The sequence below is a fragment of the Aurantibrevibacter litoralis genome, from assembly GCF_034651555.1.
Classification (GTDB): Bacteria; Bacteroidota; Bacteroidia; order Flavobacteriales; family Flavobacteriaceae; genus Aurantibrevibacter; species Aurantibrevibacter litoralis.
On record NZ_JAYEEQ010000001.1, the window covers coordinates 451,630 to 474,895 of the forward strand.

Annotated in this window: 18 protein-coding genes and 1 tRNA gene; 9 read left to right on the forward strand and 10 right to left on the reverse strand. The window is 40.1% G+C overall.

Features of this window, described 5'->3' with window-relative positions:
• Positions 1–5: 5 nt before the first annotated feature.
• The 4 genes from U1E44_RS01845 to U1E44_RS01860 all read right to left on the reverse strand — a co-directional run bounded on the left by U1E44_RS01845 (position 6) and on the right by U1E44_RS01860 (position 7,036).
• Positions 6–1,490: a SusD/RagB family nutrient-binding outer membrane lipoprotein gene (locus U1E44_RS01845; RefSeq protein ID WP_322929229.1), complete on the reverse strand. Its 1,485-nt coding sequence runs from the start codon at positions 1,488–1,490 to the stop codon at positions 6–8.
• A 10-nt stretch (positions 1,491–1,500) separates the two neighbouring features.
• On the reverse strand, positions 1,501–4,608 hold the full coding sequence (locus U1E44_RS01850; protein WP_322929230.1) for a SusC/RagA family TonB-linked outer membrane protein: 3,108 nt from the start codon (positions 4,606–4,608) through the stop codon (positions 1,501–1,503).
• A 172-nt stretch (positions 4,609–4,780) separates the two neighbouring features.
• Positions 4,781–5,911, reverse strand: a complete 1,131-nt coding sequence (locus U1E44_RS01855; RefSeq protein ID WP_322929231.1) for a family 10 glycosylhydrolase — start codon at positions 5,909–5,911, stop codon at positions 4,781–4,783.
• A gap of 42 nt (positions 5,912–5,953) precedes the next feature.
• On the reverse strand, positions 5,954–7,036 hold the full coding sequence (locus tag U1E44_RS01860; RefSeq protein ID WP_322929232.1) for a carbohydrate-binding family 9-like protein: 1,083 nt from the start codon (positions 7,034–7,036) through the stop codon (positions 5,954–5,956).
• 182 nt (positions 7,037–7,218) lie between these two features.
• On the opposite strand from U1E44_RS01860, the gene U1E44_RS01865 reads away from it, so the two are divergent.
• The 5 genes from U1E44_RS01865 to U1E44_RS01885 all read left to right on the forward strand — a co-directional run bounded on the left by U1E44_RS01865 (position 7,219) and on the right by U1E44_RS01885 (position 13,384).
• Positions 7,219–8,319: a sensor histidine kinase gene (locus tag U1E44_RS01865; RefSeq protein WP_322929233.1), complete on the forward strand. Its 1,101-nt coding sequence runs from the start codon at positions 7,219–7,221 to the stop codon at positions 8,317–8,319.
• Entirely contained in the window at positions 8,316–9,032 is a 717-nt protein-coding gene (locus tag U1E44_RS01870) for a LytR/AlgR family response regulator transcription factor (protein WP_322929234.1), read from the forward strand. Before U1E44_RS01865 ends, U1E44_RS01870 begins: the two co-directional genes overlap by 4 nt.
• Before the next feature lie 115 nt (positions 9,033–9,147).
• Complete coding sequence (locus tag U1E44_RS01875) at positions 9,148–10,680, forward strand: sulfatase (protein WP_322929236.1); 1,533 nt, start codon at positions 9,148–9,150, stop codon at positions 10,678–10,680.
• 783 nt (positions 10,681–11,463) lie between these two features.
• Complete coding sequence (locus U1E44_RS01880) at positions 11,464–12,621, forward strand: homogentisate 1,2-dioxygenase (protein ID WP_322929237.1); 1,158 nt, start codon at positions 11,464–11,466, stop codon at positions 12,619–12,621.
• Positions 12,622–12,676: 55 nt separating this feature from the next.
• Positions 12,677–13,384 carry a phytanoyl-CoA dioxygenase family protein gene (locus tag U1E44_RS01885; protein ID WP_322929238.1) on the forward strand — a complete coding sequence of 236 codons (708 nt, stop codon included), beginning with the start codon at positions 12,677–12,679 and terminating at the stop codon, positions 13,382–13,384.
• A 279-nt stretch (positions 13,385–13,663) separates the two neighbouring features.
• On the opposite strand, the gene hutH is transcribed toward U1E44_RS01885, so the two are convergent.
• From hutH to U1E44_RS01915, 6 genes are all read right to left on the reverse strand, one after another.
• The gene (gene hutH / locus U1E44_RS01890; RefSeq protein WP_322929240.1) at positions 13,664–15,244 is read right to left on the reverse strand and encodes a histidine ammonia-lyase; all 1,581 of its coding nucleotides are present in this window, start codon (positions 15,242–15,244) and stop codon (positions 13,664–13,666) included.
• Between the two features lie 106 nt (positions 15,245–15,350).
• Positions 15,351–15,752, reverse strand: a complete 402-nt coding sequence (locus U1E44_RS01895) for an RrF2 family transcriptional regulator (RefSeq protein WP_322929242.1) — start codon at positions 15,750–15,752, stop codon at positions 15,351–15,353.
• 98 nt (positions 15,753–15,850) lie between these two features.
• Complete coding sequence (locus U1E44_RS01900) at positions 15,851–16,738, reverse strand: sulfite exporter TauE/SafE family protein (protein ID WP_322929243.1); 888 nt, start codon at positions 16,736–16,738, stop codon at positions 15,851–15,853.
• A gap of 187 nt (positions 16,739–16,925) precedes the next feature.
• The gene (locus tag U1E44_RS01905; protein WP_322929244.1) at positions 16,926–18,140 is read right to left on the reverse strand and encodes a sterol desaturase family protein; all 1,215 of its coding nucleotides are present in this window, start codon (positions 18,138–18,140) and stop codon (positions 16,926–16,928) included.
• Between the two features lie 22 nt (positions 18,141–18,162).
• Positions 18,163–18,933 (reverse strand): alpha/beta fold hydrolase, encoded by a 771-nt coding sequence (locus tag U1E44_RS01910; protein WP_322929245.1) that lies wholly within the window; start codon positions 18,931–18,933, stop codon positions 18,163–18,165.
• A 165-nt stretch (positions 18,934–19,098) separates the two neighbouring features.
• Positions 19,099–19,596: a DinB family protein gene (locus U1E44_RS01915; RefSeq protein ID WP_322929246.1), complete on the reverse strand. Its 498-nt coding sequence runs from the start codon at positions 19,594–19,596 to the stop codon at positions 19,099–19,101.
• A 672-nt stretch (positions 19,597–20,268) separates the two neighbouring features.
• On the opposite strand from U1E44_RS01915, the gene U1E44_RS01920 reads away from it, so the two are divergent.
• The 4 genes from U1E44_RS01920 to U1E44_RS01935 all read left to right on the forward strand — a co-directional run bounded on the left by U1E44_RS01920 (position 20,269) and on the right by U1E44_RS01935 (position 23,032).
• Positions 20,269–21,543, forward strand: a complete 1,275-nt coding sequence (locus tag U1E44_RS01920; RefSeq protein WP_322929248.1) for a Glu/Leu/Phe/Val family dehydrogenase — start codon at positions 20,269–20,271, stop codon at positions 21,541–21,543.
• A 9-nt stretch (positions 21,544–21,552) separates the two neighbouring features.
• Positions 21,553–21,623 (forward strand) — tRNA-Cys (locus U1E44_RS01925).
• 18 nt (positions 21,624–21,641) lie between these two features.
• Positions 21,642–22,571, forward strand: a complete 930-nt coding sequence (locus U1E44_RS01930; protein WP_322929249.1) for a DUF1684 domain-containing protein — start codon at positions 21,642–21,644, stop codon at positions 22,569–22,571.
• A gap of 68 nt (positions 22,572–22,639) precedes the next feature.
• On the forward strand, positions 22,640–23,032 hold the full coding sequence (locus U1E44_RS01935) for a hypothetical protein (RefSeq protein WP_322929250.1): 393 nt from the start codon (positions 22,640–22,642) through the stop codon (positions 23,030–23,032).
• Positions 23,033–23,266: the final 234 nt, after the last annotated feature.

Below are 23,266 nucleotides of genomic sequence, written 5' to 3' on the forward strand. Positions count from 1 at the left end.
AAAAATTAAGGTACATCCCACCAAACTCGGGTGGTTAACTCGTCCGGACCCTGCGATGCAACCGCAGCGGCATAATTTTCCGGATTATCAGTTTGCTCACTTTCGGGGTAGCTTAAGCGGCGTGGAATTGTGCCATTGGTAACATTACCCGGGAAGTTTACGGGAACCAATGTAGGAAAACCACTTCTTCTCCAGTTAGAAAACGCCTCGTACTCATTAAAGAACGTTGCGGCCCAGTATTGTGTGTTTATCTGCTCTAACGCAATCGAGGGATTATATGGTTTTAGCGCCAAATAGGCATCAACTTGAGCATCTGAAATAACGGCGGCGGGACCATAAAGTTCTAACATTTTCATGGCAGCGCGTACCCCATTATTATAGTGCGTCTCCGGGTCGCCTGCTAGGCCCCAACGAACACTAGCTTCGGCCAACATAAACTCTACTTCTGCATAAGTTTGAAAAAACATCGGTGCGTCTTCACCGGTGATTATTTCCCTGTTTGGACGGGCATAATTATCCATATTTGCCTCTCCGGTTAAATCTAAAAGCAGCTGCGAGTCCAAACCATTGGGGAAACCAATTAAGTCATCAGGATTTGTACTGCCATCACTTCTTCTGTGACCTAGTATGGGCAATCTTGGGTCATCTTCTAAAAAGTCTACAAAGGTCTTACTAAGGCTTGGGCTGTCGTCTGCGGTAAACACTTCGCCAATACCATTTCGGTTTATTCCTGCTGGACCATCTGTGTGTTCAACGTAAAAAATATCGTCGTTAGATTGCATTACACCACCGGCAATAGCTTTGGTTACCCATGTCCTGGAGGCTTCAGGGTCTACTTTAATTAATCGGAAACCTAATCGTAGCATTAGAGAATTGGCTAATCGTTTCCATTTGCCTTGATCTCCTTGATAGATGATATCGGCATTACCAAAACCGGAAACGCCTGAGCCTAGCGCAGCAGCAGATTCCTCTAATTCATTTAACAGGTCGGGATAAATTTCACTTTGTTTGTCGTATTTCGGTGCTAAAATCCCTGAAATAACTGCTTTTCCCGCTTCGCTGTAGGGAATGTCGCCATAGAGATCCGTAAGTCTTGAATAAATAAAAACACGCATAATTCTGGCAATGCTTTTCATTTCTTCTGGGGCCTCTTCTTCATCTAACTGAAACAAGATATCTTCTATAGATTTTACCGCATTTACATAATATCTGTCAAATAAAGAAGAAGCAAAACCTCTGTTCCAAGTATATTTATCACCATCCCAAAAACCGGCCGTAGTAGCCAAATGTTGCATCATTGTGGATTGGTATATAAGATTGGCTCGCCAATTATCAAAACGTTCGCTAGATGTAAATAACTGCGCTGCCGTTAACTTAGTTCCCGCTGCAACCTGCACGGGTTTGGTGGGATTCACGTTTAGTTCTTCAAAACCTTCATCACATGCGCTTAAAAAGCACATCGATAAAAATAAAATCAATATTTTTTTCATAATTATTTTTTTAAAACTTAACATTTACATTTAATCCAAAATTCCGAGTCGCAGGTACTCCAAAATATTCTAATCCTTGAGAATTTCCGACGTTGATCGCGCTTTCCGGAGTAATGTTATCGATACTCCTGCTGATGTAGAATAAATTAGAAGCTATTAAAGAAACATTTATATCGGTTAAAAATGTGTTTTCTAGCAATTTTGATGGAAAAGAATACCCCAAACTCATTTGTCGTAGTTTTACGAAGTCTGCATCTTCCACAAATTCTTCTGCAATTCTACTAATTCTGCCATAATAGGTTTGTAAGTTTTCTGGAGCTACAGTGGTTGTAAAGGCTTGTCCGGTAGCTGCATCTATTCCAGATACGGATAAACCATTTTCCCTACCGGCAAGAGTCTTTTTATTAAGTCCGTTGGCTGTGGTAACCGTGTTGGTTCCTGAAAATATTTGACCACCAAACTTACCATCGATTAACACATTTAAATTAAAGTTTTTGTAGGTAAAGGAATTGGTCCAACCTAAAGTCCAGGGAGGTACTCCTTCACCTAATATTTTGCGCTCTCCTTCTACTGCTAAAGGAACACCTTCGCTATCAATTTGGTAACGAATGGTGCCATTTTCGTCTCGGTCATAGGACACACCAAAGATAGTTCCAAAAGCCTGACCTACAATTTGGGTAATCCTCACATTTTGAGATCTGGGTTCTTCTAGATTTATGTTAGAATTTGTATCATTGGTAGCTAAAACCCTTCCCTCGTTAAAGGCACCGTTAAAAGTGGTTGTCCAACTAAAATTTTTCGTTCTTATTGGTGTACCACTTACTAGGAATTCGAAACCTTGGTTTTGAACTTCTCCAATGTTTGCGCTTGCTCCTGTGAAGCCTGAGGTTTGAGAGGTTGAAACATTTACAATATCATTAGTGGTATTGTTTTTATAGTACGCCAAATCAAAGCTTAACCTATTATTAAATAAACGTGCATCTAACCCAATTTCAGTTTCACTTTTGCTAAAAGGTACTAAATTGGCATTTGGTACATTACTTCCAGAAACTCTTCCTAAGGGTTGACCTAAGTGACCTTGATCGAAAATTTCAAAATTTAGCGATAATGCAAAGGCATCTTGTGCACCACCGGCCACTTCTGAGTAACCTCCTCTTAATTTAAGAAAGGAAACAAAATCAGGTAAATCTAACGCATCCGACAAAATTAAACTTCCATTAACCGAATAATAAAAATCATCGTTGGGGCTTGTTTTTCCAGGAAAGGATAAAGTCGAAAACCAGTCGTTTCTTCCTGTAAATGTGACATATGCGAATCTATCGTATGAAAATTCTACAGAGCCATAAACCGAACCAATTTTTCTTTCGCTGAAATTTCTACTTCGTGATTGCTGCTCTACGTTGCCTAAATCTTCAAGACCCGGTACAATAAATCGTGAACCTCCTAAATTAAGAGATTCTTGTTTAATGTGGTTGCTATTTGCACCTACAAAAGCTACAGTAGAAAATTTGTCCGTAATGTCTTTTTCCACACCCAGTATTAAATCGGCATCTACTTGGTTAAATCTAATTTCGTTTTCGTTAATACTTCCTAGCGGGATGAAAGCCGTTCCAAAGGGTTCTACGGCCACTCTTTTAATGGTAGAGTGGTCAACGCCCACACGTCCTGATAGATAAAGCCAATCTAAAATATCATATCGGAGCGTAGTAGAGGCTATAATTCTCGTTTTAACATCTTCATTTCTAAAGTTAAAGGCTGCAAAATATGGATTCTGCGTAAACGTATTGTTAGAGAAGGTACGCTCAGTTAGGTCCTCATTGGCTCCGGGGTTCATTAGCCGGACATCTACGTTAGCCGGTAAGTTAGCTACCGTAAAGTTAGCGTTCCCTGGGGCATCCGAAAGTCTCGGTCTGTTATTAGCTTTTTCTACAATATACCTGGCGGTTACAGAACTTGTTAATTTATCTGCCAGCACCGAACTAGTATTTAAAGAAAAGGTTTTTCTATTTAAACTAGCATTTGGCATGATGTCTTCATTTGTTAAATCTGATGCAGACAACCTGTAGTTGGTTTTTTCGGAGGCATTGGTTAATGCCACGGTGTTAATAAACGTGGTACCTGTTCGGTAAAAATGACTTAAATTGTTTCCTACAGATGAATAGGGTCTTTCCACACCATCCCATTGTATTACATTGCTGCCATCTAATTTTGCACCCCAAGAGGAAAGACCATTATCCCTTACTTCTTGAAGGTTAACAGGTTTTCTTGCACGGGTACCTTGGCCATATTCTCTTTGAAAGTCCTGTATAGAAGTATCTATAACATCGAAGGTTGCGGAACTACTGTATTCCACACCTAGACCTTCTCTTCCTTTTCCAGACTTGGTAGTAATTAGAATTACACCTCCGGAAGCTCTAGAGCCATATAAAGCAGAGGCTGCTCCACCTTTTAAAACAGTAAGTGTTTCAATATCATCTGGGTTTATACTGGAAATACCGTCGCCACCGTCTGATCCGCCCCAAAGGCTCGCAGATCCGTTGTTGTCATTTCCAATTGGGATACCATCAATAACATATAAGGGTTGGTTATCTCCTGAAAGCGAACTTGCCCCTCGTATAACAACCCTACTGGAACCAGCAGCACCCGTGGCATTTTGAGTGATGTTAACACCGGCGATTTTTCCTTGAAGGGAATTAATTGCATTGGGAGTTTTGATAGTGGAAAGTTCTTCGCCACCAACTTCGGTTAAGGCATACCCCAAGGCTTTGGTTTCTTTTCTGATTCCCAAAGCTGTAACTACAACCTCGCCGAGTTGTTCTGCATCTTCAGACAACGAAACATTGATAGAAGATTGCCCATTAACTGCAATCTCTTTGGTTGTAAATCCAAGTGAAGAGAACACAAGAATACCTGTACTAGATGCATTGATGGTGTAATTGCCATCAAAATCGGTAGAAGTCCCGTTAGCGGTACCTTTTTCGACAACGTTTACGCCCGGTAAAGGAAGTCCTCCATCATCTGTGGCTGTACCCCTAATCGTGATACTTTGCTGCGCTGTAATGCTATTTAGGAATAGCAGCGCAATAACCGTAAAAAAACAGTTTAACTTTTTTTTCATGCTGAGTTGATTTTAGTTAGAGTGTTAAAGTAAACTTAAATTAACGCAATTTTAATAAATCCTTAATAGGATGTTATAATTTTTAGACCGACAACAATTCTCAAGAGACAAACAACGTATAATAGAATCTTATAAGATGACAAATAATAGTGTTTGAAAGGTAAAAAAGCAGTTACTTTTTAGGAAGTTTCTTAAATGATTTAATAATGGAAATTTGTTCCGAGGTAAACGCCGGGCCATCAAAAAAAGAAATACCGGCGGCTCCGTTTTGCATCGCTAGATGTATGGCTTCCTCTAGGTCTGTGGCGGACATAGAGGGTAAATAAATACCGGCGAAAAGTTTCGTCTTTTTTGGATGTAGGTCCGTTATGCCTTGTTTTGTGGCGTAGCCAATCCAATCAATTTCCTCATCATAAAATTGATTGTATATCATTGGAAATACGGCATCCACATCCCATTTATCCCATCTTTGGCGCACCATATGATCTGCCATTTCGGGATAGGGAAATACGGCGGCCGTCAACTTTTTGTCATACTTGTGTGCAATTACGTAGGCGTCGTCTACAATAGATTTAACTTTATTTAGCCTAAAATTTTTCCATTCCATATCTATGCCTGGATGGGTAAAGTCTACAGGGTTTTTGTGGTGTAGTTTTTCAAATTCTGACGTGCACACGTCACAATAACAAAAATCATACCTTGCAAGTTCCTCATTTTGAACTAAATTGTATTTGGGCAACAGGCTAATTGGTAAAAATATATCGGAGTAGCGTATGTAGTCTAAATGCACACTAGTAATGCCCTCTACCTTAGCTAAACCTTCTACTAAAGAGAGAATATGAGCTTTAGCACCTTCTCTACTAGGACATAGCCATTTGTAGTAATCTACATAAGGCGGTTCATCAAAACACGATTTTCCGTCCCGGCTTACGGCATACCATTCTGGATGTTGTTCTGCAATAGCGTCGCCGGGACGATTTATAGTAAACATCCATGCATGTACCTCTAAGTTGGCTTTTTTTGCAATGGGTACTAGGCGGGCTAATACATTGGGATCTGCATACGTGTTAATTAGAATGGCGTCAATGCCATTTTCGTTATAAGATCGGAATTCTTTAGCAAAGGAATCATCAGATCTGGTTTTATCAGCGGTAACCCAAGCTAAAAAAGTTGGGCTACTTTCTTCACTCAGTGCTACCTCCGTAGACTCCATTTTATTGCGAGAATGCGAGCTGTCACAAGCAACTATAGCAGTTATGGACCATAAAATGAAAATGAATTTTGCGGTGTATTTAGGTTTCATTAATTTACTTATTTTATGAATTATTGGTTCTTTTGTTAAGGTTTACTTGGGGCTTTTGTGGGTTTCGAACTTACCATCTTCTTTTATTGTTAAAATCGTATTCGTAAAAGGACTTTTAACAGAAAGAACCCAACCAAATTTTGAGACTTCTAACTTTGGGATAATTAGAGCCCCCATAATTTCTGTTTTTTTAATTTTTAAATTGGGTTTTGGAATTCCACTTTTCAAATAACTTCTATAGATTTCATACAAATACCATTTAATATGTTCGTCTTTGGGAATTTCAAACATGACGGGATTACCCACTGTATGGTTAGAAAAATAAACATAGCCCCAATGTTCAGGTTCGTGCATATTAATAACACCTTGAGGCGACCAAACCCAGTTGTATTCTGGCAAATAAGTATTAGATTGCAATTCTTTTTTTCTTTCATAAGTGCCATTTTTTAAATCGAATTGCCAATTGACTCGCGAAAAATTGATTCTCCAAAAATCATTTTCAGATATATCATGGTTGTGTGCAGCCTCGGTGATGGCATTCCACGGAATGGCCACTTCTAAAGTCCAACCCGTATCTTTGTCCGTAGCATTGTTTAGGGTGCCATCTACATAAATTGCTGATTTTAATCCGTTTGCATTCCAGTGGTTAAGTACTTTACCATTATTTCTGTAGGGTTTGGTTAAAAAAAGATCCCAAATAGTATTTAAACTATTGATCTCAATTTCATAATAATTATGTGTATCCCCATCCGGATCAATAAAAATTTCAAAATCATTATTATAAAAAATGACAGTATCCCGTTGTTTTAATGTGCCCCAGACATCGGACTCTTTTAAGTCCGCCAAAAAATAGAGATTTTGAGTGTCCCATACCATTTTAATTCGGGTGTCAAATACTGGTTTTTTGACCCCTTCAATATCAATGAATAGATCGGTATACGCTGCTTTTTGCCAAGATAACTCGGAGGCTTTTCCATCTATTTTTATAGAATCTAGGGTTTTGTATGCAATGTATTTTTTAGGGGCCTTTTGAGATGTCGTTTTTTGAAAAGACAGCACACAGAAAAGCGTTACACTAAAGAGGCAAAGTTGATTTAAGCAAAACATGACCGCTGTATTTGTCATTTGAAGCAATTTTTTTAAAATCTTACCAATTCGTTAGTTGCCAAATTAGTTGCATAGATCATCGAGATTTGACAAATTAAAGTATATTTAACCTAAACAAAATAAGGAATTAAAGTATCTCATCATTTAATTTTAGACGAACAACTTTTTTTAACAGTCAGACGCCAAGAAGCGCAGGATTTATGGAAACCGGAAATGCAGCAACAATTAATAAGAATCCATTTTTAAAGGAAGATAATCTACCCAAATATGGCATTACCTACAAGCACCATATTTTGTTTTGGGCAGTATACTTTCTTTTTAATACGCTCCGATGGGGCAGCTACTTTGATGATTACAGCTATTCTTTCAAAACCAATATCTTAAGTTTTTCCATCCATATAGCGCTGGCCTACCTTAATATTTATTATTTAATGCCCAAATGGGTGTATGCCAAACGGTACTTGCACTACGCAGTGGCTGTATTTTTATGTCTTGTTGTGGCGCTGTTGTTGCGATTCAATTTAACGTATTATTTGATTAGTCCGGATATTTGGCCGGAGGGCCCCGAAATTATAGATCACATTACCCTTAATTATGCGGTTCAAATGATGTTGGGAGAGCTGTATGTAATGTCTTTTGTTACGGCCATAAAAATAACGATAGATCGGTTGCAGGAGAATAAAAGGCTTTACGATTTGGAAAAAAGACAGCTACAAAGTGAGTTAAAATTTCTGAGATCGCAAGTGTCGCCACATTTCTTCTTTAATACGTTAAATAATATCTATTCGCTAACCTTGGAAAAATCGAATAAAGCACCGGAAGTTATTTTAAAGCTTTCCGAATTGATGCGTTATTTGCTGTACACGACCAGCAAACCAAAACAGGATTTGGGAAGTGAAATACATTGTATTCAGAATTATATCGAATTAGAAAAAATACGATTTGATGATCGATTAGATATTAGCATGGAGATTACGGGCGATATTTCGGACAGTGAAATAGCACCAATGTTGCTCATCCCATTAGTTGAAAATGCCTTTAAACACGGTGCCAACAAAAATTTGGGGAACAAAATAATCAGGATAAATATTGCTATAGCTGATGGTTTTTTGTACTTTAAGATTTCAAATACCTTACCTAGCGATTATCCGAAAACCGAACAAGAAGCTACAGTCGGGGGTATTGGGTTGTATAATGTTAAAAAGCGTTTGCAGTTGGGCTATGCTCCCAATGACTATAAGCTTTCTATTTTTGAAGAGCATGGAATGTTCCACGTAATATTAAAATTAAAGGTGCAATGACGATCCGCGTAATTATTGTTGATGACGAACCACTTGCGATAAAAGTCATACAAAACTATGTAGATCAAGTACATGAACTACAGTTGGTGCGTACTTTTCCCAATGCGGTAGAGGCAGCCTCTTTTTTAAGGCAAAATGAAATAGATCTTATTTTTTTAGACATCAATTTGCCTATTTTAGGCGGCTTCGAATTTATGGAAAGCCTTACTGTGAAGCCCATGGTTGTCATTACTACGGCTCATGAAGAGTACGCCGTAAAAGGGTTTGAACTAGAAGCGATAGACTATTTGGTGAAACCCATTCCTTTTCCACGATTTTTAAAGGCAATCAATAGAATTATACAATTAAAGAAGCTGGGGATACATGAAGAAAATCATGTAATAGAGGACAAACCCAGTATTTTTGTAAAAGTTGATAAAAAGAAGTTGCAAAAAATATATCTGCACGAAATTCTGGTGCTCGAAAGTTTAAAGGATTATGTGCGTATAAAGACCGTATCTGCCAAATATATTGTACACAAAACCTTGAGTAGTTTTACCGAAGAATTGCCCGAAGAACAATTCGTTAGAATTCATCGATCCTATACCATTGCCATAGATAAGGTACAGGTAGTGCAGGGCAACTGTATTGAAATAGATGGCGTTCAGTATACCATAGGAAGAAATTACCTTAATGACGCTAAGCAGCGAATTTTAAAGAATAGTGCCACCTAAAGCTTCGTTTGCCCCAGATAAAATCTTTGCGATTTTTTGTAATTATTTGATAAATAGGGTTTTATGCTAAATAAATTAAATAATTCTAAGTAGAGTGTAAAATGGCATAAATAATATGATAAGAATTGTAATTTTATTTCTGATTTTAGGGATTGTTGGATGCCACGCACCATCGACAAAGGACACCCCTAATATCATCCTCTTTTTGGTAGATGATCTTGGCTGGCAAGATACATCTGTTCCGTTTTGGGAAGAAAAAACGTCGCAGAATCAACTGTATCATACACCCAATATGGAACGATTAGCGATGAGTGGCATGAAATTTACCCAAGCGTATGCTACCCCGGTTTGCTCACCTTCGCGAATTAGTTTAATGACGGGAATGAATGCTGCCAGGCATAAGGTTACAAATTGGACTTTGTTTAAGGATACCATGCAGCCCATGGAGGTAAACCATCCCAGTTTACAATTTCCGCTATGGAATGTAAACGGTATGAGTCCTGCAGCAACCGATTCCTTGGCGGTACACGCTACTTCTTTGGCGCAAATGCTGGCAAATGCTGGGTATTATACCATACATGTGGGTAAGGCACATTGGGGTGCCATAGGCACTTTAGGAGAAGATCCGTTACACTTGGGCTTTGATATAAATATTGCCGGACACGCGGCCGGAGCCCCGGGGAGTTATTGGGGCGAAGACAATTTTGGGGCACGACAAAACAAATTCGATGAAAATAAAGTTTGGGCCGTACCCGGGTTGGATCCTTATTTTGGTAAAAATATTAATCTAACAGAAGCCCTTACCCAAGAAGCACTTTTGGCCATGGATAAGGCTATGGAGTCGGAACAACCTTTTTTTCTTAATATGGCTCATTATACCGTGCACACACCCATTATGGCAGATGAACGTTTTTATCAAAAGTATTTGATAAAAGGGATGGATTCTATTGAGGCCAAATACGCATCTATGATTGAAGGGATGGACAAGAGTTTGGGGGATATCTTGAATTATATAGAGACTAAGGCAATTTCAGAAAATACAATTGTGCTTTTTATGTCGGATAATGGAGGTCTCAGTGCTGTAGCTAGAGGTGGGCGGAAACACGAACATAACAAGCCATTAGCGAGTGGTAAAGGCGCCTTATATGAAGGAGGAATAAGAGTGCCTATGATGGTAAAATGGCCCGGAAAGGTTGAAAAGGGGGCTGTTTCGGATCATCAGGTTATTATTGAAGACTTTTTTCCAACTATCTTGCAAATGGCAGGGGTACAACGGCTAGAAGCTGTCCAAGAAATAGACGGCAAAAGTTTTGTTTCGGTCTTAAAAGGGGAACAGACGTCCGTTATGGAGCGTTCGCTCGTGTGGCATTATCCCAATGAATGGGGTCCCAAAGGGCCCGGAATTGGAGCAGGATCTGTCATTAGACGTGGCGATTGGAAATTAATTTATTTCCATGAAGAACAAGATATGGAACTCTACCATTTAAAAAATGACATCGGAGAATCTACAAATGTGATTGAAGAATATCCCGAAAAGGCAATGCAATTGGCAGAAGCGCTTACATTATATTTGAAAGAGGTTCATGCTCAAATGCCTTTTTTTAAAAATACTGGGAAACCGGTCGTTTACCCAAACGCACTTTTTTAAGGTACAATCCCTTTTTTATCAAAAACTTTGGATAGAAAAACAGGTATTCAATCAACTACCGACTCAAATTGAAAAAGCTTTATTATATTTGCAGCGTTGTGTTGTGCCCTGATTAAAAGTTAGGGCAAAAGTGTTGAAATATGGTTTTTTTACCTTGTTTTAACCAATGAAAGGCTTTCCAATTTATGGAAGGCTTTTTTATTGGGCCTAAACTCTGGTTCAAGAAAATCTCCGTACCTCTTTTTCGTAGCTCTAATCACGAGAAGGAAGCATAGAACTTAACTCAAGGAGTATGCAAAAATAGTTCCTTTTTCCACCTTTGAGAGATTCAGTCTGTTTTTTGAATAAGGCGAAATGGTAAACTACCTCGTGGCAAGCCCACGAGGCATTGAAAGGAAATTCAAGTTTGATTTCGACGCAAGCGTCGGAGCATTTAAATCTCGATTATCGAGTAAAACTTCAAAAAAAATAAAAGGGGTGTTCCTTTTTTTAAAGAGACATAGTTCGTCATATCGTAGCGATGGAATTTTGAGATAACCATTACATTACCTGTGCGTAATTAAAAATTTTGGTTTTTAATTAAAAGACTGTAATGCGATGTATTTAAAGGGTTCAAATAAATGGGGCGCCACCAGCCCGAAGTTCGCCTAAGGCAACCCTTTGGCGTGCATCCTCAATTCCGGCGGGATAGGTCATAAGGGCGGTCCGTTTGAATAATTTTTATTTCAATTTTATATACCCTTCCAATTGTCGTATTTTTATGACACTTAAAAAACGATTCCTATGCCTTTATATCTCAAATTAGGACAGGTACCGCACAAGCGTCATACTGTTTTTAAAAAATCCGATGGCACCTTACACTACGAACAGTTATTTGGCACAATAGGGTTCGATGGCATGTCGTCCTTACTGTATCACTTGCATAGACCCACCATGGTGAAGGAAATTGGGGAGACACTGTCCCTGATCCCGGAAGCTGCGGTGACACATAACATAAAATCGAGACTGTTGAAGGGACTAAATCTGCCGCCGGAAGATGATTTTTTAGAAAGTCGAAAGGTGGTGCTTTTTAATGCCGATGTGCATATTGCCTTGGCGGCGCCTCAAAAATCGATGACCGATTATTTCTATAAAAATGCCGATGCCGACGAACTAGTATTTGTCCACAAAGGAAAGGGTGTTTTAAAAACTATTTTTGGGGAAATTGCCTTCGAGTATGGCGATTATATCGTAATTCCGCGCGGTGTTATCTATCAAATCACTTTTGAAGGCTCCGAAAACAGGCTACTCATTGCAGAGTCGTATCACCCTATATATACCCCCAAAAGATACCGCAATTGGTTTGGGCAGCACCTAGAGCATTCGCCGTTTTGCGAGCGCGATTTTAAATTACCTCAAAATTTGCAGACCCATGACGCCATGGGAGACTTTACTATAAAAGTTAAAAAACAGGGGCAACTACACCATTTGGTCTATGCTTCGCACCCTTTTGATGTGGTAGGTTGGGATGGGTACAATTATCCCTATGCCTTTTCTATTCATGATTTTGAGCCCATTACGGGCCGGGTTCATCAACCGCCGCCAGTACATCAGACTTTTGAGACCAGTGCCTTTGTCGTGTGTTCCTTTTGCCCTCGCCTTTACGATTACCACCCGCAGGCCATTCCGGCACCCTACAACCACAGCAATATAGATTCGGATGAGGTATTGTATTATGTGGATGGGGATTTTATGAGCCGTAAAAATATAGAACAAGGGTATATTTCATTGCATCCGGCAGGGATTCCCCACGGCCCCCACCCGGGTACCTACGAGGCCAGTATCGGAAAAAAAGGAACCGAAGAATTAGCGGTAATGATCGATACCTTTAAACCCTTGCAGCTTACCCAAGCAGCCTTGGATTTAGATGATGGACAATACTACAAGTCATGGTTGGCATAGACGTAGTTATTATTTTTTTGAAATGCAATATTCTATGATCATTAAAATGAAAAATATGTTTTTAAAAGAGGGGTTTACCCATTTAGATCGGCTAATTTCTATGGAAGACGTGCAATCGCTCCGGTTGGTTTATGACGCACTTTTGAACGACAAAAAGCGCACCTTGGGTTTGCGCAGTGATCTGGCGGGGGCAGGGAGAGAAAGTGATTCAGTGGAACGGATTACACAGATCATGCGCCCAAGCATCATAGAACCAGAGTTACTGTACAACAAGGCCTTTATTTTGGCCTTGGCCTATGCCAAGGACCTCTTGGGCGATGATATGGAGCTCGATTTTGACATGCTCATCAACAAAGCACCCTTTACCAACACACCCACTCCGTGGCATCAAGATGCGGCGTATTGGATAAAACTACCCGATAAAAGAGCCGTAAGTTGCTGGATTGCCTTGGACAGGGTGTACCAAGAAAATGGCTGTATGTGGTTTGTCCCTAAAACGGACGATCTTGTAAAGCCCCATAAAAGCCTGCCCAACGGTGGTGCTCTTTATTGCGATGCTCCTTCAGAGGGGGCTATTCCTATCCCATTGGCCGCAGGCGGTTGTACCTTCCACGACGGTTTTACGCTGCATTTTAGCCAAGGGAACACAACTTCGGATCAAAGAAGGGCATTGATTCTCAATTTTCGACCCAAAAAAATGATTGCATTAGAACGTCAACAGGGTGTAGATCATACCGGGACACGTAAGGTAAGACAGAAATAAACCATAAAAACCCGTTGTTCATTTTAACTTGATTTCTTTACTTTTTGCTCTGCCTAAAGGGTAGTTCGAAAAAATCGTTAGTACTTCCTGAAGGATCGAGGCAAATAATGAAGTTTTTAGTATAAAAAAAGGACTAAATAATCAAAATGCACAACGGGTCTTAAAATAGTTCTCTTAGTAATATAATTTTTTAAAAAACAGGACAGTAAGTTAAGTTTATTATTATAAATGTACTGTGCCTTAATGTACGGTTGGCTTCTTACACAGGTATCCAACCCATTAATAATTTTCAAATTCATCCGAATATTTGGTTTGCAAGGATATTCCTTCTCTTGCACCAACCTTTGTTATAGTCTTGAGTAGGGTGTGGTCTTGGATCATGGTTATGCCTATGGCAATATCATCTGCAAAAACGCGATCTTCGGCAGCAAAAGCCACTTTTTTTCGGATTTCCTTATGAATTTCCTCCAGAAAAATACCGGATTTTAAAGGCTTTCTAAACTCAAAGGCCTGGGCAGCGGTTAAGAGTTCTATGGCCAAAATTTTCTCTACATTGCCAAGAACCTGAAGGGCTTTTCTACCACTTATAGATCCCATGCTTACATGGTCTTCCTGCCCCAATGAAGTGGGGATGCTGTCTGCACTAGAAGGAAAGCAAAGTCCTTTGTTTTCACTGGCCAAGGCAGCCGTCGTATATTGCAAGATCATATAACCGGAATTAATCCCGGTTTCTGCCATAAGCAATTTGGGTACGCCCGGACTGTTGCCTTCTAAAGCCAAATAAATTCTTCGATCCGAGATGTTGCCAATTTCGGATGCGGCCAAACAGGCATAATCTAGGACCATAGCCAAGGGTTGCCCGTGAAAGTTGCCGCCACTGATCGTCAATTCTTCATTAATAATTACGGGATTGTCCGTAACCGAATTGAGTTCTATAGCTACCAATTCTTTTAGATGCAGCCAGGCATTGCGCGATGCCCCGTGCACCTGCGGCATGCAGCGGAGCGAGTAGGGGTCTTGCACCCGCTCGCAGTTTGAATGGTCTTCCATGATTTCGGAACCCTTCAAAAGACGTTTTATTCGTTTGGCAACGTGTATATTGCCTTTATAGGGGCGCAGCGCATGCAACTCATTGTAAAAGGGTTTTACCGAACCTTGAAGCCCTTCGACCATCATGGCTCCGATAACGTCGGCCTGCGACAGGCAATTGTGCAATTGTTCCACTACTTTCACGGCATGGGCGGCAATAAATTGGGTGCCGTTGATAAGAGCCAACCCTTCTTTGGGACCCAATTCCAATGGTTTTAGACCTGTTTTCTGGAATAATTCCAGTGTGGTCATTGTATTACCCTGATAGTGGACTTTTCCCAAGCCGATTAAGGGCAGGGACAAATGCGCCAAGGGCGCCAAATCACCCGAAGCCCCAACTGACCCTTGCGATGGCACAAGCGGAATAGCGTTGTTTTCTATGTGCCACAACATTCTGTATAAAGTAGCTTCCGTAATTCCGGAAAAACCTTTGGCCAACGAATGTGCTTTTAGCACCAACATAAGTTTTGCAATTTCCGTTGATATGGGTTCGCCTACGCCTACACTATGGCTTTTTAGTATGTTTTTTTGTAAAATTTTAGTGGCTTCTTTAGAAATGGTGGTAGTGCAAAGCGGGCCAAAGCCGGTATTGATACCGTATACCACATTACCTTGTGCCACGATTTTGGCCACGGTGGCTGCACTAGTCCGTACTTTTTGGCGCGCCGTGGCCGTAAGCGTTATTTGCGTTTCGCCTTTGGCGATAGAAAGCGCAATACCGGAGGTAAGTTGGTCTTCACCTAAACGAAAGGGCAGTGGCAAGGATGGCATCTCTTGAGGTTTTGGTATCTAAAATTAGGGTTAATTTTTGATACCTACGAAATTCCGTTTTGTTTCTGAGTAATTCGTTTGCGATGGGGGTGTTCTAAAAACAATATCACAACTTGGTAATAGGTGTGTTCAGAACATGCTCCATAACGGCACTAAGTTCTAAGAATAATTTTTTAAGGGAACAGTTTTCATCCTTGCTGCATTCCTCACATCGGGTTACGGCGTCTTGGGTGCCGCATTGGGTAAGTGCTACCGGCCTGTCCATTAGTTGCATCACGTCAGATACCGTAATGGTTTCCGGTTTTTTGGCAAAATAATAACCGCCATAACGGCCTCTACTGCTTTTTATAAGGTTATTGCGTTTCAGTTCGGTAAGTATTTCCTCCAAAAATTTATGCGGAATATGTTTGTTTTTGGCGATGGTTTTCGCTTTTATAGGAGCCTCATTAGTGTGGTCGTACATATAAACCAAGGCCTTTATAGCGTATTTTATTTTTCTCGAAAGCATGCGTATTTCCTATTTTTTAATAGCGGCACGTTATACAGATGTCAGTCCCATAAGATTCACTAACAAACAACTCCTGCCTATTAATGCTTCTAATCCTGCTACGACAAAACTTTATACAGGGTATAAGAGGAGGTCAGAATAATTAAAACGCCTACTGCAAAAAGCAATACTTTTTTGTTTATTCTAGAGGCTACATAGGCTCCAAAAGGAGCGGCGACCACCCCGCCGACGATTAGGCCCAAAATAATTTGCCAATATTGTACCCCCAGAATAAAGATAAAAATGGCCGTAGCAAAAAAGGTGACAAAAAATTCTGCTGTATTTACGGTGCCTATTGTTTGCCTCGGATTTTTCCCCTGTGCCAATAAATTCGAAGTTACAATGGGTCCCCAACCACCGCCCCCGACAGTATCCATAAAGCCGCCGATTAGTGCCAATAAAGGTGCTTTCTTAACAGCCTCTTTTTCTTTAACTTTTTTCGCGAACCCTTTGTAAATAAGATAGAAGCCTAATAGTAAGAGATACCCTGCTACATAAGGTTTTATTACACCACCATCGAGTACACCCGACAATAAGTAAGCTCCTAGTACAGCACCAACGACCCCTGTAATGACTAATTTAAAAAAGAGATCTTTATCTATATTTTTAAATTTAATGTGCGACAGCCCAGAGGCTCCTGTGGTAAATATTTCTGCAGTATGCACACTGGCAGAAGCCAAGGCAGGCGGCACACCAAAATTGAGTAAAAAGGTGGTGCAACTTACCCCGTAGGCCATGCCTAAAGCACCATCAATCATTTGAGCAAAAAAACCAATGGCAATGAAGCCTAAAAAGGTACTGTCGAACGCCAACAGGCTTTCATCACTCCGAAAAAAGAGGTATATAAAGTAGGCAATTAAGATTGTTTTAAGCGTTAAAATGGTAATTCCTATTTGCTTAAAGCTAATTTTTGATAATTTTTTTTCTACAATTTGCACTGCGCTCATACATTTATTTTAGAAATAGTGCAGTCCTATTGCACATAAGTACCCTGAGACGGCGGGCAAATATAATAAAAAATATAAAATCTATCGATTTAATAGGATAAATTTTAAAAACAAAAATTATGTGAGCACCCTAGGCGTTCAGACCCGTGCATTACGGGTTACCATTTGCTCGGGATGTTTTTACAAACTAAGACAGCATCAATTTGTGATACCTTTCTTTAGCCCCAGTTACATAGGGTACGATAATCAGCAGCAATAGGATATAAGGCAGTACGTAAGGCACATCAAAATAGACGGTCAAAGAAATGGTAAGAAGGTGTGCTCGGATGATTTCCAAGGTGTAAATCCATTTGCGTTGTTCTAATAGGGCACCGCAATTTATAAGCGTAATAAGCAAAAAGGAACCAAAAAATAATTTTTGAAGACCGCTAAGTAAATCAAATGCAAAGGTAGCACCTGTTAAAATAAGAACGCATGTCGCAAGTTGAAAACTGAGGTAGTTGCGGAAAATACTAGATTCATTAAACCTTTTAGTATCTTTATGCTGCATGAATTTTTTTTCCAAAAAGGGTCTAATGTTTTGATCCATTTGGGCTGGACTTCCGAAAAGGGCATTCCATTTTTCTTTAAAATGGGTACCTCTTCGGAAGGCTTCAAATAGCTCTAGATAGTAATGAAAATGTTGCCACAAAAAACTATAGCTTTTTAAGGGGTGGGTAAGGCCATAGACCGGTTTTTCTTCTTCTTTCTGGAAAGTGCCAAAAAGCTTATCCCAAAAAACAAAAACATCGCCATAATTTTTATCCAAATATTTTTCGTTAGAGGCGTGGTGTACCCCATGTAATGAGGGTGTTATGAAAATATGCTCCAGCCAGGGGAGTTTTCCTATAGATTCGGTATGTGTAAAGAAGGAATATACCCCATGTATCAGTAGAATGCTTACTACCATATCCGGATGAAAACCTATAAAAGGTAAAAGTCCCCAAAACCCATAACGAATAAAGGCTTGGAATGTAGTAATGCGTGCCGCAGCAGTAAAGTTAAAATCTTCGCTTTGATGGTGTACGATATGTGCAGCCCAAAATAAATTAATTTGATGTCCCAGCCGATGATACCAATACCACGTAAAATCGGCAGCCAATAAGAGTGCTATCCAAGTATACCATGTAGTGGCAATGGTAAACAGCGCAAAGTGGCTGTAGACCCAAACAAAAAATTGGTAGAATCCAATACCAACAAAAAGGTGAATGTAGCGCTCGGTAATACCAATACTCAAATTAGATATGGCACTTTCAAAACGGTACGCATCCTTTTTTTTGCTCCGTTTTAGAAAAATGGTTTCCAAGTAGACAAACACAAAGAACAATGGAATAGATAGGGCGGCGTAGTTGTAAGCGTGCATAAAAGGAATATACGGTTATGATTTATACTACTTTAAGAGGAGTCTCTGCAAGAAAATCACCCAAGATATTGTTAAACGCTTCCGGTTGTTCCATCATTGGTACATGTCCGCAATGGTTGAGAAGGTGCAGCCTTGCTTTGGAAAAGGAGAGATAAAATTCCTCGGCAACCGAAAGTGGTGTTACCACATCCTGCATACCCCATATAAGCAGTACGGGCACTTTTATTTTGTGCAGTTCATTTTTTAAATTTTGTTTCTTTGCATCTCTGGCAATTCTTATTATGGCAAGTGCCTTCTGTCTGTTGTTCAAGGTTTTGAATACACGGTGTACCAGAGCTTCATCAATCACCTGTGTATTGTAAAAAACCTCATGGATTTTAGTCCGGATATAGTCGTAATCATTTACCCTAGGAAAGGAGTTTCCGAACGTATTCTCATAGAGTCCGGAACTTCCGGTGAGCACCAACGAAGACACCTGTTGCGGATGCTTTAAGGTATAGCGTAGCGCAATATGCCCCCCAAGCGAATTACCGACTAAAACGGGCTGTTCAATACCATGGTCGGCAATATATGCCTCTAAAAAGGAAACGAACCGATCTAAATGCGATGAACAAAGCACTTTTTCAAAAAGCGGTAGTTTCGGGGTATAAATGGTGTGGGTGTTTCCAAATGATCTTACCACATTATGCCAGTTACTCAGTTCGCCAAATAGACCGTGCAAGAGGATAATATTTTTTTTAGTGGTGTCTTTATTTGGGCTAGGTGGTATTTGGGCTGTAGAAGACGCGCTCATTGAAGTATTTTTTTAATAGTATCGGAGCAAAAATAAAATAAAAAATTTAAAAAACATATAATCTATAGATTAAATAGGATAAATGGGTAACAACAACATGCCAAGACCTATTAAACAGTACTAGTGAACCTTGCGCTACGCCGTTCTATTGTGCCTTGTAGGGCGCTATTTAAGTAGGTTCACAGTAACAAGCAACTGCCCATAGTGGCGGGTAGTGTGTTCGGCCGCATGAAAAAGAAGACCAATAACTGTTGTTTCAAGTCGTTTTCGCCCTACATGGCGTATTTCGGTCAGGGTTAACGGATCCGTTTTTTGTAATTGCTGCAAGGCCTTAGTTACTTGTTCGTCAAAGTTTTCCTGCAATGTAACCAAAGAAAGATGTGGTTGTGGCACTCCTTCCGTGCTTAAATAATTCAATTGCGATTCCAAAAGCATCTGCCCATTGGCATAGGTAAATAGCCGGTCCAATACACCGCTTAGGTGTTGCAAATGAAAACCAACCGATGCCATACCCTTGGGTTTTTCCCATAAAATAGCATCTTTAGCATCAGCCAAAATCACTTTAAGCTCTTTTTGTACCTGTAAAAGGGCATGTGCTACAGGTTGTAGCAGCGCCGGTATATAGGGAACAGGTCCCTTGAGCCAAAATTCCAAATTTTCCATAAAGTATATGTATAAAGGTAGTTAACGCTATTTTATAACTAGAGACCATACCCTAGTAGGGCGTTACCACAAGCGTCAGGCTTTCCGTTTCAATCTAAAGATTCCGCGACCCTTGGGTCGAGGTTTCCTAATTACCTCTCCTTTGGAGAGGTCGGAACTGCCTTTTTGCAGTTCCGGGTGAGGTAAAATACAAAATTTCGGTTTTTGGTCCAAAGGCCAAAATGAAACTGGCGAAATACCCCTATGGCTTGCCTCGGGGATAGTCAGTTTCAAGAAATTTTTTATTAAAAATAAAAAAAGGATTTACACTGCAATCCTTAACGCCAAAGATTTTATAGGTAAGCAACCAAAAGATACCTAATTCATCCTTCAGTAAATATAAGCAAGATATATGAGTGTTTCTTTTTTTGAACTCGCAAATAGGAAATCCGTTTCAGGCGCATCCAACGATAGTTGGCACGGAATGGAAAATTATTTCAATCTATTTACTCTATAGATTTGGTAGATTAATATTTATGTCTTACATTTGATCAAAATTTAGACCCCATGACTACGGTACATATAAATTTAAGGAATCAACGATGTTGTTGTAACAGTATATTGAAAAGGGAAAAGCGGTATTAGCGCCCCAATCGTTTCACAAATACAGTATAAATTACAATTGCATCGCACATGATTACACAAAATAAAGGAATTTCAGGTTCAACCCGTACATTATTTGATTCCGTTACCGAACGTATAAACGAAGCGGCGGCACACATCAATGCATCGCCGGAAATTAGATCCATTTTAGAAAAGCCCGTAAAAAAAGTATTCGTAAATATTCCTGTGGTTATGGATACGGGTACAGTTAAGGTTTTTGAAGCATACCGCATTGTACATTCTACCTTATTAGGACCATCTAAGGGAGGCATTCGGTATTCTTTAGATGTTAATGAGGACGAGGTCACTGCATTGGCCGCTTGGATGACCTTTAAAACGGCGGTGGTCGATTTGCCTTTTGGCGGTGCCAAAGGTGGCATTCATTGCGATCCTAATGCCCTTAGTGAAGGCGAGTTAGAGCGCCTTTCCCGCAATTATGCCCGAGCTATGAAAGACGTTTTTGGTGTTCATAAAGATATTCCTGCACCGGATATGGGCACAGGTCAAAGGGAAATGGCGTGGATTTTAGACGAATTCAATAAAATTACCGGAGAAAATACATCGGGCATCATCACAGGAAAACCCCTGGAAATGGGAGGATCTCGAGGTCGAGAAGCGGCAACAGGCAGGGGCGTACGGACAATTACGCTAGAGACGTTACAAAAACTTGGTTTAGAACCCCGCGAGACTACAGCCGTTATTCAGGGATTTGGCAATGTAGGTTCGCATGCGGCTCGCCTTTTAGCACTAGAGGGTATCCGTATTGTGGCCATCTCGGACCATACAGCTGCCTATTATAATCCCGAAGGAATTTCCATTTCCGATGCTATTGCTCACGCGGCAAAGCACAATCGTACTTTAGCCGGATTTAAAGGGGCTTATGCTATTGGTCATGACGAATTATTGAACCTTCCATGCGATATTTTAATTCCTGCCGCCAAGGAAAATGTAATTACCGAAACGGTGGCTTATTGCCTAAATGCCCGAATTATTATTGAAGCTGCCAATGGGCCTACCTTGCCGGAGGCCGATGCCATTCTGAGAAAAAGAGGGGTATGGGTTGTTCCCGATATTTTGGCCAACGCAGGCGGCGTAATTGTGTCGTATTACGAATGGGCTCAAAATAGAGTAGAACAGCATTGGTTGGAAGAAGATATTAATTACAGGCACGATGAAAAAATTAGAACGGCCTTCCGTAAAGTATGGGAAAATGCCACTAAATACCAAGTTACGTTGCGAACCGCGGCCTATATTACCGCTCTAAAACGTTTGGAAGTAACCTATAAGTTGAAAGGAAAGTATTGATCCGATAAGCGCCCCGTGACCGAGTGGCTAGGTTGAGCTCTGCAAAAGCTTATACAGCGGTTCGAATCCGTTCGGGGTGTCTATCAAAACAAAGTAAAATGAAAAAAAGAAAAGTAAATAAAGGTAATCTATTTAGTAAGCTAAGTGCAATTATCTTTGTATTTGGTATTGTTTCTTGCAAAGACATATCCAAAGACACAGCGGCCATTCAGCAAGAGGATGCACGGTACTTCGCCGAACTTCAGGATTGGCAAAACGAAAGATTTAAAAGTTTAAAGGCCAAGGACGGATGGCTCAATCTGGCAGGGCTCTATTGGTTAAACGAAGGAGAGAACACCATAGGCGCAGACAGCACTAATACCATTCAACTTCCCGCAGGTAAAAGTGATGACTTTGTAGGCACCTATACCGTGGAGAACGGAAAGATCATATTTACCGTAAATCCTACATCGGTAGTTACCCAAAATAATGAGGCTGTGGTGGTTGTTCCTATTTTTCCAGCCGAAAAAGCGGTGATCTTAGAACATAAAAATATAGCCTGGTTTGTGATTCAGCGAGGCGAAAAGTTTGCCATACGATTGCGTGATTATGACAGTGAATTAGCTAAGAATTTTAGTGGTGTTGCCACATATCCCTTTAAGGAGCAATGGAAAGTAAAGGCAAAATTAGTGCCGCCTATTCAAAAATTAATTAGCATCACCGACATTACAGATCGTGTAAGCGAACAAGAAACGGCCGGTACCTTGCATTTCGAAATTGGAGGCAAACCGCATTCCTTAGTGGCAATAGCCTCAGGCGACAAACTCTTTGTTATTTTTGGTGATGCCACCAATAGTGAAGAAACCTATGATACAGGAAGGTTTCTGTATGCGCAACTGCCCGATGCTGACGGATATACTTGGTTAGATTTTAATAAGGCCTATAACCCGCCTTGCGCGTTCACACCCTATTCCACCTGTCCATTGCCACCACCTCAAAATATTTTGACGATAAAAATAACGGCCGGCGAAAAACGCTTTATATCCTAAATTAGAAATTGAAACCTAAACCTAAACGCATTTACATCGAAAATAATAACAAAAAAAACCGAAATATTATGCAAGCAGTACAAGAATACAGTCAGACCAGAGCCCTTGAAATTACTAATTTTGAGGCCGAAAACGGAATCACCTACATCACAATCCCTATTTCCCTAAAGGTCTATGGGAAGCCATTACACTCAGCACCGATAATTTTACTTAATCGGGGATTGCTTCCCGGAAAATCGAACAAACAGTTTGAAAGCTTTCACAAAATTGTGGGCAAAGGTAAATTTGTAGATCTTAACACCTATACCTTAATAGAATTTAACATCCCAACGGATCGCTACTTGCATTTGGCCTTCGAAAGTTATGCGTCCTTTAGCACTCAGGATACCCAAGCCATTATTGATAGGGCCATGGAAATTTTAGAAATACCACAGCCCTTTGCATCCTTTAGGTTTGATTGATTTTTTTGACATTATAATCTACAAAAACTATAGGTTAAATGTCTTATAAGAGGTGCTCCAAAGATCACCATCTGTTTAAAAATAGTATACAGATACGCATAAAAGGGTGGGTATGCGCCGTAGCTTAAGTAATTAGCGGGGTATTATCTAAGTGATGGAATCATCAGTAATTAAATTTTTAACATCTTTATGTTCTTGGATTATTGTATCTTTTGATGTTATCTATTAGAAACG

What these genes read in the sequence shown, in the direction of transcription:
- U1E44_RS01845 (WP_322929229.1), bottom strand. Translation starts at nt 1,490, where the DNA reads ATGAAAAAAATATTGATTTTATTTTTATCGATGTGCTTTTTAAGCGCA.
- U1E44_RS01850 (WP_322929230.1), bottom strand. Translation starts at nt 4,608, where the DNA reads ATGAAAAAAAAGTTAAACTGTTTTTTTACGGTTATTGCGCTGCTATTC.
- U1E44_RS01855 (WP_322929231.1), bottom strand. Translation starts at nt 5,911, where the DNA reads ATGAAACCTAAATACACCGCAAAATTCATTTTCATTTTATGGTCCATA.
- U1E44_RS01860 (WP_322929232.1), bottom strand. Translation starts at nt 7,036, where the DNA reads ATGACAAATACAGCGGTCATGTTTTGCTTAAATCAACTTTGCCTCTTT.
- U1E44_RS01865 (WP_322929233.1), top strand. Translation starts at nt 7,219, where the DNA reads ATGGAAACCGGAAATGCAGCAACAATTAATAAGAATCCATTTTTAAAG.
- U1E44_RS01870 (WP_322929234.1), top strand. Translation starts at nt 8,316, where the DNA reads ATGACGATCCGCGTAATTATTGTTGATGACGAACCACTTGCGATAAAA.
- U1E44_RS01875 (WP_322929236.1), top strand. Translation starts at nt 9,148, where the DNA reads ATGATAAGAATTGTAATTTTATTTCTGATTTTAGGGATTGTTGGATGC.
- U1E44_RS01880 (WP_322929237.1), top strand. Translation starts at nt 11,464, where the DNA reads ATGCCTTTATATCTCAAATTAGGACAGGTACCGCACAAGCGTCATACT.
- U1E44_RS01885 (WP_322929238.1), top strand. Translation starts at nt 12,677, where the DNA reads ATGTTTTTAAAAGAGGGGTTTACCCATTTAGATCGGCTAATTTCTATG.
- hutH (WP_322929240.1), bottom strand. Translation starts at nt 15,244, where the DNA reads ATGCCATCCTTGCCACTGCCCTTTCGTTTAGGTGAAGACCAACTTACC.
- U1E44_RS01895 (WP_322929242.1), bottom strand. Translation starts at nt 15,752, where the DNA reads ATGCTTTCGAGAAAAATAAAATACGCTATAAAGGCCTTGGTTTATATG.
- U1E44_RS01900 (WP_322929243.1), bottom strand. Translation starts at nt 16,738, where the DNA reads ATGAGCGCAGTGCAAATTGTAGAAAAAAAATTATCAAAAATTAGCTTT.
- U1E44_RS01905 (WP_322929244.1), bottom strand. Translation starts at nt 18,140, where the DNA reads ATGCACGCTTACAACTACGCCGCCCTATCTATTCCATTGTTCTTTGTG.
- U1E44_RS01910 (WP_322929245.1), bottom strand. Translation starts at nt 18,933, where the DNA reads ATGAGCGCGTCTTCTACAGCCCAAATACCACCTAGCCCAAATAAAGAC.
- U1E44_RS01915 (WP_322929246.1), bottom strand. Translation starts at nt 19,596, where the DNA reads ATGGAAAATTTGGAATTTTGGCTCAAGGGACCTGTTCCCTATATACCG.
- U1E44_RS01920 (WP_322929248.1), top strand. Translation starts at nt 20,269, where the DNA reads ATGATTACACAAAATAAAGGAATTTCAGGTTCAACCCGTACATTATTT.
- U1E44_RS01930 (WP_322929249.1), top strand. Translation starts at nt 21,642, where the DNA reads ATGAAAAAAAGAAAAGTAAATAAAGGTAATCTATTTAGTAAGCTAAGT.
- U1E44_RS01935 (WP_322929250.1), top strand. Translation starts at nt 22,640, where the DNA reads ATGCAAGCAGTACAAGAATACAGTCAGACCAGAGCCCTTGAAATTACT.